Raw genomic sequence first — 11,820 nt, 5'->3', positions numbered from 1 at the left:
GACCCCTGGTAGACGACCAGGTTGATAGGTTCGGGGTGGAAGCGTGGCAACACGTGCAGCTGACGAATACTAATCGGTCGAGGGCTTATCCTGATGCAACACTTCGCTAAAGTAACTTGCTTCATTTCGCATCCGGTTTTCAGGCGTGTAAGCTGCGCTTGGCAGTATAAGCGCACCAAGCTTCGTTTCGCAAGAAACGAACACAAGCTACGCTACATCGTTCCCTGATAGCTCAGTTGGTAGAGCACTCGGCTGTTAACCGAGTTGTCACAGGTTCGAGTCCTGTTCGGGGAGCCACACATGCTCTCATAGCTCAGTAGGTAGAGTGCATCCATGGTAAGGATGAGGTCACCGGTTCGATCCCGGTTGAGAGCTTTGGCAACATGGCCCGTTGGTCAAGGGGTTAAGACACCTCCCTTTCACGGAGGTAACAGGGGTTCGAATCCCCTACGGGTCACCATATTCTTTTCAAGAGTATAGCCTCACCCCATGTGGACGCTTAGCTCAGCTGGGAGAGCATCTGCCTTACAAGCAGAGGGTCGGGGGTTCGATCCCCTCAGCGTCCACCATTTTTAATGGGGATTAGCCAAGCGGTAAGGCAACGGACTTTGACTCCGTCATGCATAGGTTCGAATCCTATATCCCCAGCCATTCACATGAGCCATTAGCTCAGTTGGTAGAGCACCTGACTTTTAATCAGGGTGTCGAAGGTTCGAGTCCTTCATGGCTCACCAGTTTGTTTTGCGCATGTGGCGGAATTGGCAGACGCACCAGACTTAGGATCTGGCGCCTTTGGCGTGGGGGTTCAAGTCCCTCCATGCGCACCAATTTTCATTGGTGTAGTGCAAGACAACTTCATATGCGGTCGTGGCGGAATTGGCAGACGCGCTGGATTCAGGTTCCAGTGGTAGCAATACCGTGGAGGTTCGAGTCCTCTCGACCGCACCAGTTTTATCTATCCGAGCTCTTGATTCGTCATTATGACGGAATGAGAGCTTTTTTGGGTTCAAATGGCTTTTGATTGTTACACAAAAGGCAGGTCCGTATACGGACCCTGCCTTTATAAAATGTTTAATGGAGTTATATCTATTTCATCTCTAACCCGACGTAGCGTTTGCTCTTTTCGTCCCATAGGCGATACCGAAGCGCCTGGAGGCTCGATCGCATGGCAACCACCGGTACGTTCTTTAAAGAGGCATGGCTTTCGTGTATGCGCTGCAAGTAATAATTAGGGGCTTGAGGCATCAGGTGATGCACATGGTGAAATCCGATGTTTCCGGTTATCCATTGTAGGATAGGCGGAAGTTTATAATAAGAGCTGCCATGAACAGCGGCACTGATATAGTCCCATTGGTCGGCATGTTCATAATAGGTCGTTTCGAATTGGTGCTGGACGTAAAACAGCCAAATGCCACCTGCCCCAGACAGGTAAAGAATTGCGCCCTGAATCAATAACACTTCCTGCCACCCCAGTGTCCAGCCAAGCAAAGCCATCAAGGCGAGCAGTCCGATATTGGTCAAATACGTGTTCCAACGCTCCTTCTGCTTGGCCTCCTTGCGATTCATCCGATAGGCAAACAAGAATAAATAGATTGGGCCCAATCCAAACAGTATAAAAGGATTGCGATACAGGCGATACCCGAGCCGCTTGTGGAACGGCAGTGCGGCATATTCCTCGGTCGTGAGCGTCCAGATATCCCCGATGCCTCGACGGGATAGATTGCCGCTCGTAGCATGATGGATGGAGTGTTCGTTCTTCCATTGGCCAAATGGGAAAAACGTAAGGATTCCGGTTAAGGTACCCACAATTTCGTTGGCTTTTTTATTTCTAAAAAAGGCTTGGTGACAACAGTCATGGAAAATAATGAAGATTCGAATCAAAAAGCCGGCGGCCGGCACGATCAAGGCTAGTGATAACCAGATCGAGACTGTCAAACTGATATAGGCGCACCCCCAAAGCAAAACAAAAGGGATAATCGTATTAACCAACTGCCAGATGCTTTTTTTAATATCTGCTTTGCTATACTTCGCCATTTCTTTTTTCCATTGTGTAAACTCTTGCACAGATTCCATTGCATGCCCCTTTCAATAACAACGGGGAAATCCTTTTATATGTCGGTCCCGTCAACCGTGGTTCAACGCTTTTTTTAGATCAACAGCTGCGGTAAAAACGGGTATATTTCCAGCGGGGAGCTCGACCTGTTCGCCCGATTTTCGATTCCTGCCTACGCGCGCTTCGCGGTATTGCACATCGAACTTACCGAAGCCAGCCAGGCGAACTTCTTTTCCGTGCTTCAATGCATCAAAAATAGATTCCAGCACATGGGTTACCGCTTTTTCAGCATTTTTTTTCGAAAAGCCGCTAACTTTAGCTACTTCTTCGACCAGGTCATTCTTATTCATGCTCGGATCCCTCATTTATTGGGTGTATTTCAATACCAGACAACATCTATTGTCGTGTCTGTTGTTGTAAAAAACAAAAAGCTGCCCTTTCGAGCAGCTTTAAGAATTAATATACTTTTGTAACGTTCTCGGCTTGCGGGCCGCGCGTGCCTTGTGTCACGTTAAATTCAACGCGTTGACCTTCATCCAGCGATTTGTAGCCTTCGCCTTGAATCGCGCTGAAGTGAACAAATACATCGTCGCCGCCTTCGACTTCGATAAAACCAAAGCCTTTTTCGGCATTAAACCATTTTACTACACCTGTTTGCATTAAGAGCCTCCATAAACGTATTAACTCGAGCATTAGAAAAAACAAAAGACAATCTTGATGTCCGCTAATGTATCGGTTAAGATTAGAATACCATGTCCGCTAATTTAAGTCAAGGCGAAACGGCTGGCGCCATCCTCTCTGGCGGCGCGCAAGTTTCGTTCCGAGAAAGTTAGAAAAGTATAGGCGATATCAATTGCTTTCTATACTTTCAAGGCAAAACGGGCTGGCGCCGCCCTTCGGCGGAGTCAAAAGCTTTGGAGGTACTGCGCAATGAAAGAAGCGCTTATGATATCCCAGCAGGCCGCTTCACTCACGCAACAATTCATACAAACGATCTCCAAGCTTAGAAAGCTAAGTCCCAGAACGCTAAGGGAATACCAAAGTGATATGCGACATTTTATGCATTGGCTGGAGAAAGAATTTCCCGTCCATACCCCCATCCGAATGGAGAAGCTTCTTCCCTCCACGATTCATTCCTATCGAACAACGATGCAAGAGACGATGGGATTAAAGCCAGCTACAATTAACCGACGCCTCATCACACTAAAACAATTTTTTGAATGGGCGCATTCGGAAGCGATCGTCAAACGCGATCCTTCCCTGACCGTTAAATTGATACCGGAGGAAAAAACGAGTCCGCGGCAGATTACCGATGCTGAAGAGGAAACACTGCTTGCTGCTGTTTTGCAGCATGGCTCCGTTCGCGATCAGACGATCATGCTCGTGATGCTAAGCACTGGGCTGCGTCCGATGGAGGTTTGCAATCTTTTGCTTGAAGACATATTGATTCAGGGGAGCGGCAATGCGCTGAACGTGCGCGAAGGTCTGCGTCACAAATCGCGCCATGTGCCTTTGACGAGTCCTTGCGTCGAGCAATTGGAGAAATATGTGTCCATCCTGCCTCCCGATTCAGATTATTTGTTTGGGTCTGAGAAAACGGGAAGTCGATTGTCAGAGCGTGCGCTGCGGCATCTGGTTCAAAAATATACGAAAGCCGCCGGATTGGAAGGGCTGCGCGCCCATGATTTGCGGCATCGGTTCGGCTATGTCATGGCTGCTTGCACCAGCTTGCCATATTTGTCGCAAATCATGGGGCATGACAGCGTGAATACGACCATGCTGTATTATCGCCCAGGTTACGAACAGCCGGAGCCGGCGCACGTAGAAGGAGCGTTGGCGGTTGCGCAGTCAGATTGAGCAACGGAGGGAGGGATGAGTCATGGTTCATGCGATCATTGCTGGCGCTACCGGGCTGGTCGGACGTGAACTGGTGCATACGCTTTGCAGGGATGAGCGGTTCGGACCGGTAACAGCGCTTGTTCGGCGGCCGGTGCTGCCACGCCACGCCCAGCTGGAGCAGCGAGTTGTGGATTTCGATCGGCTGGACGCGCTGCCGGCGGAATGGTTTCGGAATGCGGCTATATTCTGTGCCTTGGGCACAACCATCAAAAAAGCCGGCTCCAAGGAAAACTTTCGGCGCGTTGATTTCGAATACCCGCTGGCACTGGGCAGACTTGCTCAGCGAGGCGGCGCCGCGGGTTTTTTTGTCGTATCTGCAATGGGGGCGGATCCACGTTCAAAGTTCTTTTACAGTCGTGTCAAAGGCGAACTGGAGGAGGCGCTCGCGAAGCTGGATCTGCTCCGATTGGAAGTGTTTCGCCCGTCGCTGCTGCTCGGACAACGAGAAGAGCGTCGGTTCGGCGAGCATATGGCGACCGTAGCCGCCCGGTGGATCCCCGATGCCCTGATGGGAAAGGCAAAGCCGATTGCCGGCAGCGCAGTCGCGCAAGCGATGGCGCATGCTGCCCTCGGTACAGGGAATGGACTATCGTTAATCCCGTCTCCGCAGATCGCGATGCTGGCCGGGCAATATGATAAATCCTGAAGGACGAGAATAATTAGGGACGTTAACGCTACGAGGCGTGAATGATTCATCGCATGAAGAAAGGCCTGGCCTTACAGCCGGTAAGTGCGTCGATACTCGGACGGACGAATATGCTCCTGCCTGACAAATACGCGGCTGAAATAATAGCCATTGTCATAACCGCAAAGCCCGGCAATATGGTCGAGGGTGTAGTCGGTGTCGAGCAACAGCCGCTTGGCTTGCTCCAACCGAAGCTCGGTCAGATAGGCCTTGGGCGAGCTGCCGTAACTGGCGCTGAACTGGCGGGTAAAGGCGACGCGGCTCAGGCCAAGGCGTAAGGCAAGATCCTCGAGACGGAGTGGTCGCAACGCATGTTCGTCCAGCCAGCGCTTGGCTTCTCGCATGACGGCATCGGGCGGAGTGCGCGAAGGCTCTGCCGCAACGAACGTCTCGCCATGCAGCAGCCATAGATCGTTGATATAGTGGGTCCGCAGCAGTTGGGCGTCGGGATCGTGCTTGCCCAGGGTGCGGCTCAAATGCCGCAGGGTCGAGTGACAGCGCATGCGGTCCACAGGTGTGAGCAAGTGATGTCCGGCGCTTACCCAATCTGCCAGACGGGCATGCGGAGATGCTGCATGTCCGAACAAGACAAAGCCCAAGTAATGCACGGTCATCGGCGCTAGCGCACGACGTTCCAGCTCGGAGCCGGGGGGACAGGCCAGCGCCTGTCCGGCGCTGACGGTACCGGCTTCGGAGCCGATGCGATAAGCGAAACTGCCCTGCTCGAGCACCAGCATCGTCCAGCGCGCCGGGTCGCAGCCTACAGGCTTGACGAAGGCTGCCTTGTGTTCATCGTAGTGATAAAATGCCTCCTGAATCGGATATTCCATATGCGCCCCCGCCTTAACCGCTTGCCATGCTTGCGGTTCTCGTTTCTGTTATATTGTACGCGCTCACGCGCTCCGCCTCAACACATCCACGGAAAAAAAGTGCATCCATCGGCACCATTTCTGCATGGAGCCTCCGGAGTATGGTGCTTATAATGAGACGTAAGCGCTTCACATAACTGGAGGGATGCAGGTATGAATCAGCAGTACGATGTCATTGTATATGGTGCTACGCCGGGCGGGATAGGGGCTGCGGTGGCTGCGGCGCGGCGCGGTCGGCGCACGGCGCTTCTGGAGCCTGCTGCGCGTATCGGGGGAATGATGACGAGCGGACTCGGGCGGACCGACATTGACTGGCTGGAAGCGGCCGGTGCCATTTACCGCGAATTCGCAGGCAAGGTATTGCAATACTACACCGATCGCTACGGGGCGGACTCACAGCAGGTGGAGGACTGCAAGGGCGGCATGTTTTTCGAGCCGTCGGTGGCGTTGAAGCTGCTCTGGGAGATCCTGGGGGCGGAGCCGCTGATCAAGGTGTATTGTCACACGGCGCTCGAGGAGGCGACCGTGCGGGACGGACGTCTCCGGATGCTGCGCACCTCGGCGCTGGCCGAGGGCGGCGTGGCGGCAGAGTGGGAAGCCGAGGCTTTCATCGACGGCACCTACGAGGGCGATCTTGCCGCTGCGGCGGGCGTCCCGTATTGGCTCGGACGCGAGTCCCGCGACGTGTGGAACGAGGAATACGCCGGCAAGCTGTATATGGATTTTCATCCGTCCAAGGAAGTCATGCCGGGCAGCACCGGAGAAGGCGATGAACGGATCCAGGCTTATAATTATCGGCTCTGTCTGACCCGGGATGCGGCGAACCGTGTGCCGGTGAGGCGGCCGGACGATTATCGTCGCGAGGACTATGTCAGTCTGATCGCAGACGTGGAGGAAGGGCGGGTGGCCTCGATTCGTCAGGTGCTCAATATTCTCCCGGTCCCCAATGGCAAGACCGACGCGAACAACCATCACTACTGCATGTGCTCCAGCGATCTGCCGGAGGAGAATGGCACCTACCTGGAAGGGGACCGGCAGGAGCGCGAGCGCGTCGTGGCGCGTCACCGCAGCTATCTGCAAGGGCTGCTCTGGTTCCTGCAGCAGGATGAGGCGCTGCCGGAGACCTTCCGCGCGGAGGCGTCGGAATGGGGGTACGCGGCCGACGAGTTCCCCGACAGCGACCATTTCCCGCCGCAGTTGTATGTACGCGAGGGACGTCGCATCCAGGGCGAGTATGTCTTCACCGAGAATGACGCCCGGCTCGCGCCTGGCCTGGGCCGGTCCCCGCTCCACTACGACAGCGTCGCCGTCGGCGCGTATCCGATCGACTCGCATGCCGTCCGCAAGCGCGAACCGGAGGGGCGGGATCTGGCCTTGGACGGATTCTTCGGTCTGCGCTGGATCACGCGCATCTATCAGATTCCATACGGGGTCATGGTACCGCTGGGCGTCGACGGCCTGCTCGTGCCGGTGGCGGTATCGGCGACGCATATGGGACTGGGCACGATCCGTATGGAGCCATGCTGGATGCAGCTTGGCTATGCGGCCGGCGTCGCGGCCGATCTGGCGCTGGAGGCGGACTTGCCCGAGCGGGAGGTGGACATCGATCGCTTGCAGGACGAGCTGCTCGAACAGCGGCAGCTGATCATGTTCTTCGAGGATGTCGATCCGCTCAGTCCGGCAGGACGAGCGATCCAATATCTCGGTACGAAAGGAGCCTTCACGACGGAGCACGCCATACCGCAAGCGCCGATCACGGTCGCCGAAGCTGCGCGCCTCACGGCACTGGCGCGGCAGTTGACCGGCGGCCGGCGTTTGCCGGCTCTGCCGGCCTCGGCACGCGTCTTGCCAGCGGGCGTCGATATGGGTCCGTGCATCCCGACTGCGGAGCCGCTGCCGGAAGACTACTGGTCCGCGCATCCGCTGTTGACCGGAGAAATGCTGAGGCGGTGGCAGCTTGCGGCCAGGCAGGCGCTTGGCCTTGATGAGCAGGACGGGGGCGGCACGGACGCCCAGACTGCGGCGCAGACAGCGGCGGGGCACGAGACAGGGGATGAGGCGAACGATCGCGTGAGCGTAGGCGAATTTTGCACGGTGCTGTATACGCTGCTGAAGCAGTCGCGCGAGGCGTAGAGGATCAGCCGCCGCTTGCGCATGGATTGCGCCACACATACCGGGAGTGAGGGCCTTCTCTTTTTGGGAGGCCGCCGCTCCCGGCTTTTTGAATGCCGCCCTGTCAGGCGGGCGGTACGATAGCACGGTGCGCGGCCAGCGCAGCGCGAAGCGCGGCGAGCGGGACCTCGCGCACCGACACGCCCTCGGCGGCGGCCAGCGCACTAGCCGCGCCCGCCGCCTGGCCAGTCGCCATGCAGGAGGCCTGGACACGATAGGCCGAATTGGCCTCGCGATCGCCGGCGATGCAGCGTCCGGCGACCAGCAGATGATCGCTGCCGCGCGGGACCAGCGCGCCATAGGGCAGCGTGGGGACGACACCAGGCTGCAGCGGGCGGACGTCGATCGTGCCGTCGCGATCACTGTGCACATCGATCGGGTAAAAGCTGTAGCAGATCGCATCGGGCCAGACATACCCGCTCGTGTATCGATCCACGGTTACCGTCTGTTCGCCGACGATGCGCCTCGTCTCGCGGATGCCGCACTCCGGTGCGAAGAAGCTGACCTGCAGTGATTCAAGGCCAGGCACGCGGCGCAGCAGCGAGCGTACCCGCAGCAGCGAGCGTCGCGCCTCCAGCTCGGCGCGGGTCCGACCGGTCGAAGAAGCCGCGCCCGGGGCCGGGATGTGGTTGGCGCTGCCGCCACGGGTCTTGAGCTCGCTCCATAGCGGCAGATCGGCAGGGCGATGATCCGTGATGCGGATCTCGCCTACGGCGGCGGCTTCGCGGTAGTGCTGCAGTAGCGCCTGCTGATCGACATCCTCAAGACGGTAGCCGTCGAGCGCATAGATCAGCGTGCCAGGCTGTTGTACGGGACTCTCTTCGCAAGCATAGCCGAGCAGGATTGCGGCATTGGCATCGCCGGTCGCGTCGACGAGCTTGCGGGTGCGCAGCGCCTGCAGGCCATCCTTGCCTCCAAGAATGACTGTGCAGCCCTCTTCGTCCTGTTCGACGCGTATGGGCAGCGCGTGCAGATGGAGGTCGACGCCGGCGCCGACGCATAGCTCATCCATGACCGTACTGTAGACGAAGCGATTGACTCGGATCTGATGCATCCAGTGACGCCGATGCGGATACTGGACCTCGAAGTCGGGCAGTTCGGCGCCGCCGCGCGCGGCAGTCTCCTCAATGAGCTCCCAGCCGATTCCGGCGATCACCTGCTTCGTCCAGGCGTGGAACAGGCCGGGAAAGTCGACGGCCGCGGTGACGGCGGTGCCGCCGAGCATGCCGGTCTTCTCGATCAGGGCGACGCGCGCGCCGAGACGGGCGGCCTGGATGGCGGCGACGACGCCGGCCGCGCCGCCGCCGCAGACGATGACATCGTACGTCGCAGCGGCATTCAGTGGTAGATGGGCGGTCAAGTGATGGACGGCAGCGAATGGTTCAGACATGGAGGAGTTCCCCTTTCATTGCGTTTTTTTCATTTTAATCGTGCTTGTGCACTGGGAACATGTCTGTTTTTGTGCTACGCTATAACCAAATTTTCCGTGCTGTACGGAGCGGGCGGAGGGATGCCGGGTGGAGGAGGAGCGTTTGGGACTGGACAGTCTGGTGCCGGAATTGGACTTTGTGCACCGCTGGGAGCGGCGCGAACGCTTCGTCGCCAGTGGCAAGCGTCATCCGAACTGGCTGATCTTCGCGGCGGAGCGGGGGGAATTCTCCTATCGTATCGGGGCTGAAGAGGGAGTCGCGGCATTCGGCGATCTGGTGCTCTGTCCGCCCGACCGCCGCTTCGACCGCACGGTCATCTGTCCGGTCAGCCTGTTCGTGATTCAGCTCGGCTGGAAGGACGCATCCGGGGACGCCCCGGACGAAGCGCTGCTGCAGGCAATCCCCAGCGGCAAGGTGGCGCCGCGCGACGTATCGCGCCTCGCCTCGACGTACCGGATGCTGCAGGATAGCTGGCCGCAGCGGGAGGCGCGGTCGATTCGAAGGACCCAGCATTATGTCGCCGATCTGTGGCTCCAGGTGTGCGATGCGCTCCATCCTGTACGCGCGGCGAGTCCCGGCGGCGTCTCGACTGTCATGGCACAGGCACGGCGGCAGCTGGAGATGCGCGCATTCGAGCCGCTGCGTCTGCAGGCGCTTGCGGAAGAATGCGGGATGAGCCTCTCGGTATTCAGCCGGCGCTACAAGCAGGCTTGGGGCTGCCCGCCGCTGGCGCAGCTGACCGCGCTGCGCATGGAGCGGGCCATGCAGCTGCTGGCGGAGACGGAGCTGCCCTTGGAGGCGATCGCGCTCGGCTGCGGATACCAGTCGGGCTTTTATCTCAGTCGGCTGTTCCGCCGGATCACCGGACAGACGCCGGGACAATACCGGCAGCAGCGGCGCATCTGATCGAGGAGCATACTACAGGGAGGACATAAGCGGTGAGGAAGAAGCAATGGCAGGACGAGCATCAAGTGGATGCATACGGCACGGATGGGCCGCACGGGCGGCTGACTCGGCCGACTCGGCCGGCGCGAGAGATGAGGGGAGCGAATGCGGGCGCGCCAGCTTGGGGGCGGCGTCAGGACGGTCGCCCCGGACGGATGCGGGAAGCCGAGGCAGATAGCTATAGGACAGGCAGCATGCGGTCACGCGTCGCGCCGCTGCTCGCCGCGCTGACGCTGATGCTGGTGCTTGCGGGCTGCGCGGGCGGCGGCGCGCAGGTGGACATCCACCGCGACGGTAGCGGCGATCTGCAGATGCGGCTGGAGCTAGACGAGCACAATCGCTGGCTGCCGCTGGAGACGATCGGCGAAGGCGTGGACGAGCTCGCGCGGCGCTGGGAGCTGCAGGCCGAGCAATCGACGGAGGACGGCATGCGGGTCTACCGGCTCTCGCGCCATGTCGACGATCTGCGCGCGCTCAGCCTGGGCGATTCGGACATGGTGACGGTCAAGGACCGCTGGCTGTACACCGTCTATGCGGTACGCGCCGAGCTCGATGTGCAGGAGCAGCTGGGTCCGCTGGCGGCGGATCGTCTCGTGCCCGAGATGCTGCTCAATATGATGCTGCGCCAGTTCGACTTCGACGTCACGCTGTCGCTGCCGATCCCGCCGCTCTCGCATAATGCGAATCGCGCAGACGGCGGGAAGCTGAGCTGGGACCTGTCGCTGACGCGCCCGAATGTGTTCGAGCTGGAGGTCGCCGTGCCGCATATCGGACGACTCGCCGCCGTGCTGGGCGGCCTGCTGGCGGCGCTGCTCGGCCTGTGGCTGTGGCGGCGGAGCCGCAAGCGCAAGCGGCGCGGCCAAGGATGATGAGGAGCCGCCTCCGGTCGCATGCGCTGCGCGAATCCGCTGCGAGCCCGCTCTGCTTGCATGCGCTGAGTGAAGTGAACCCGCTGCGAGCACGAGTGGCCCACGGCAGAGCTCCTAAGGCGGCCCCCGACACAGCGATTCTGCTCTAATGGACATGAGAGACGCTTAGAGCCCTTTTCGGGCTCCTTTCCGCGTCTAACGGACAACAGAGACGCTTAGCGGGAATCTTGGTTCCGCTAGCAGGCTCAAATGCCCGCTAAGCGTCGCGTATGACCGTTACAGCCGCGCACGCTTCCGATTGAGGCGCTAAGCGCCCGTGGTGACCGTTACAGTTGACGCCCTCGCTGATCTGCCGCGTTTTTGCGCTGTCGCGTGCCGTTGTCCACGTTTGTCTGACGGCACGAATGTGGCCGTCCGACCGCCGTCATGCCGCCGGACCCCGCGCTGGGAGCTGCGAGCGGAAAGTTTGGTCGTGTAAGGGAGTCGCTGATCGTGTAAGTGCACTCCCGGTTTGTCGCTAACAAGCATTTTTGTGGAGTGGCAGCGATTTTTTGCCGTAGCTGCTCTATAGTTAGCGGGTCGTCACGAAATAGGGCGCTAAATTCAGAATCGTTGCTAACCGCGGTCAAGCCCTGCGTATCTTCGGCAAAGATGAACGGCACGCCTGCTCCGAAGTAATGAGGGCCCCCCATGGATGACGGGAGCAGGAAGAAGGTATACGACTGCTCCTCCGTGATTGTGGCTTGCAACGAGAGTTTTTTATTCTTGTATGTGCCGCCTGGGACGGCAACTTTGATGACGGTCTCCCCCGGTATGGTCAGCATTTCTGTCGTTCCCGGGATCCCCTCCAGAATCTCCTCCACCTGAGTCATAATGGCTTCAAGCTGCTCGTTAAACA

The 11,820-nt window shown here is 58.6% G+C and carries 11 protein-coding genes, 8 tRNA genes and 1 rRNA gene; 14 read left to right on the top strand and 6 right to left on the bottom strand.

The features are described from left to right. The 9 genes from IDH44_RS25855 to IDH44_RS25815 all read left to right on the top strand — a co-directional run. A 23S ribosomal RNA gene (locus tag IDH44_RS25855) occupies window positions 1–93 on the top strand; the annotation flags it as partial. A gap of 128 nt (window positions 94–221) precedes the next feature. Then, window positions 222–297: transfer RNA gene (locus tag IDH44_RS25850), tRNA-Asn, on the top strand. Window positions 298–302: 5 nt separating this feature from the next. Continuing rightward, window positions 303–375 (top strand) — tRNA-Thr (locus IDH44_RS25845). 10 nt (window positions 376–385) lie between these two features. Beyond that, window positions 386–460 (top strand) — tRNA-Glu (locus IDH44_RS25840). 33 nt (window positions 461–493) lie between these two features. Further along, window positions 494–569 (top strand) — tRNA-Val (locus IDH44_RS25835). Between the two features lie 7 nt (window positions 570–576). Continuing rightward, window positions 577–651 (top strand) — tRNA-Gln (locus IDH44_RS25830). Window positions 652–658: 7 nt separating this feature from the next. Further along, a tRNA-Lys gene (locus IDH44_RS25825) sits at window positions 659–734 on the top strand. Window positions 735–743: 9 nt separating this feature from the next. Next, window positions 744–827 (top strand) — tRNA-Leu (locus IDH44_RS25820). A 34-nt stretch (window positions 828–861) separates the two neighbouring features. After that, window positions 862–948, top strand: a tRNA-Leu gene (locus IDH44_RS25815). 138 nt (window positions 949–1,086) lie between these two features. Here IDH44_RS25815 and IDH44_RS25810 read toward each other — a convergent pair. The 3 genes from IDH44_RS25810 to IDH44_RS25800 all read right to left on the bottom strand — a co-directional run bounded on the left by IDH44_RS25810 (window position 1,087) and on the right by IDH44_RS25800 (window position 2,713). After that, window positions 1,087–2,073 (bottom strand): fatty acid desaturase, encoded by a 987-nt coding sequence (locus IDH44_RS25810; RefSeq protein WP_190921705.1) that lies wholly within the window; start codon window positions 2,071–2,073, stop codon window positions 1,087–1,089. Between the two features lie 51 nt (window positions 2,074–2,124). Further along, the gene (locus IDH44_RS25805; protein WP_190921704.1) at window positions 2,125–2,403 is read right to left on the bottom strand and encodes an HU family DNA-binding protein; all 279 of its coding nucleotides are present in this window, start codon (window positions 2,401–2,403) and stop codon (window positions 2,125–2,127) included. Window positions 2,404–2,509: 106 nt separating this feature from the next. Then, window positions 2,510–2,713: a cold-shock protein gene (locus IDH44_RS25800; RefSeq protein ID WP_190921703.1), complete on the bottom strand. Its 204-nt coding sequence runs from the start codon at window positions 2,711–2,713 to the stop codon at window positions 2,510–2,512. Window positions 2,714–2,983: 270 nt separating this feature from the next. Here IDH44_RS25800 and IDH44_RS25795 point away from each other — a divergent pair, with 270 nt between their 5' ends. Together IDH44_RS25795 and IDH44_RS25790 are read left to right on the top strand one after the other, a co-directional pair. Then, window positions 2,984–3,910: a tyrosine-type recombinase/integrase gene (locus IDH44_RS25795; protein WP_190921702.1), complete on the top strand. Its 927-nt coding sequence runs from the start codon at window positions 2,984–2,986 to the stop codon at window positions 3,908–3,910. 22 nt (window positions 3,911–3,932) lie between these two features. Continuing rightward, window positions 3,933–4,598: a Rossmann-fold NAD(P)-binding domain-containing protein gene (locus IDH44_RS25790; protein WP_190921701.1), complete on the top strand. Its 666-nt coding sequence runs from the start codon at window positions 3,933–3,935 to the stop codon at window positions 4,596–4,598. A gap of 71 nt (window positions 4,599–4,669) precedes the next feature. Here the strand turns inward: IDH44_RS25790 and IDH44_RS25785 are convergent, their stop codons facing one another. Then, on the bottom strand, window positions 4,670–5,467 hold the full coding sequence (locus tag IDH44_RS25785) for a helix-turn-helix domain-containing protein (RefSeq protein ID WP_190921700.1): 798 nt from the start codon (window positions 5,465–5,467) through the stop codon (window positions 4,670–4,672). A 192-nt stretch (window positions 5,468–5,659) separates the two neighbouring features. On the opposite strand from IDH44_RS25785, the gene IDH44_RS25780 reads away from it, so the two are divergent. Next, window positions 5,660–7,639 carry an FAD-dependent oxidoreductase gene (locus IDH44_RS25780; RefSeq protein WP_190921699.1) on the top strand — a complete coding sequence of 660 codons (1,980 nt, stop codon included), beginning with the start codon at window positions 5,660–5,662 and terminating at the stop codon, window positions 7,637–7,639. Window positions 7,640–7,742: 103 nt separating this feature from the next. On the opposite strand, the gene IDH44_RS25775 is transcribed toward IDH44_RS25780, so the two are convergent. Continuing rightward, window positions 7,743–9,068, bottom strand: coding sequence for an FAD-dependent oxidoreductase (locus IDH44_RS25775; RefSeq protein WP_190921698.1), 1,326 nt, complete (start codon window positions 9,066–9,068; stop codon window positions 7,743–7,745). Between the two features lie 127 nt (window positions 9,069–9,195). Between IDH44_RS25775 and IDH44_RS27290 the strand changes: the two genes are divergently transcribed. Both IDH44_RS27290 and IDH44_RS25765 read left to right on the top strand, forming a co-directional pair. After that, window positions 9,196–10,014 (top strand): AraC family transcriptional regulator, encoded by an 819-nt coding sequence (locus IDH44_RS27290; protein WP_190921697.1) that lies wholly within the window; start codon window positions 9,196–9,198, stop codon window positions 10,012–10,014. A 32-nt stretch (window positions 10,015–10,046) separates the two neighbouring features. Beyond that, window positions 10,047–10,922 carry a hypothetical protein gene (locus IDH44_RS25765; protein ID WP_190921696.1) on the top strand — a complete coding sequence of 292 codons (876 nt, stop codon included), beginning with the start codon at window positions 10,047–10,049 and terminating at the stop codon, window positions 10,920–10,922. 326 nt (window positions 10,923–11,248) lie between these two features. On the opposite strand, the gene IDH44_RS25760 is transcribed toward IDH44_RS25765, so the two are convergent. Beyond that, a partial coding sequence (locus IDH44_RS25760) for a hypothetical protein (protein ID WP_190921695.1) occupies window positions 11,249–11,820 on the bottom strand: 572 nt, incomplete at its 5' end.

It is taken from the genome of Paenibacillus sabuli (genome assembly GCF_014705605.1).
GTDB lineage: Bacteria > Bacillota > Bacilli > Paenibacillales > Paenibacillaceae > Paenibacillus_D > Paenibacillus_D sabuli.
Note: the sequence above shows the minus strand (reverse complement) of the source record. Positions and strands in the feature narration are given on the sequence as shown.

What these genes read in the sequence shown, in the direction of transcription:
- IDH44_RS25810 (WP_190921705.1), bottom strand. Translation starts at nt 2,073, where the DNA reads ATGGAATCTGTGCAAGAGTTTACACAATGGAAAAAAGAAATGGCGAAG.
- IDH44_RS25805 (WP_190921704.1), bottom strand. Translation starts at nt 2,403, where the DNA reads ATGAATAAGAATGACCTGGTCGAAGAAGTAGCTAAAGTTAGCGGCTTT.
- IDH44_RS25800 (WP_190921703.1), bottom strand. Translation starts at nt 2,713, where the DNA reads ATGCAAACAGGTGTAGTAAAATGGTTTAATGCCGAAAAAGGCTTTGGT.
- IDH44_RS25795 (WP_190921702.1), top strand. Translation starts at nt 2,984, where the DNA reads ATGAAAGAAGCGCTTATGATATCCCAGCAGGCCGCTTCACTCACGCAA.
- IDH44_RS25790 (WP_190921701.1), top strand. Translation starts at nt 3,933, where the DNA reads ATGGTTCATGCGATCATTGCTGGCGCTACCGGGCTGGTCGGACGTGAA.
- IDH44_RS25785 (WP_190921700.1), bottom strand. Translation starts at nt 5,467, where the DNA reads ATGGAATATCCGATTCAGGAGGCATTTTATCACTACGATGAACACAAG.
- IDH44_RS25780 (WP_190921699.1), top strand. Translation starts at nt 5,660, where the DNA reads ATGAATCAGCAGTACGATGTCATTGTATATGGTGCTACGCCGGGCGGG.
- IDH44_RS25775 (WP_190921698.1), bottom strand. Translation starts at nt 9,068, where the DNA reads ATGTCTGAACCATTCGCTGCCGTCCATCACTTGACCGCCCATCTACCA.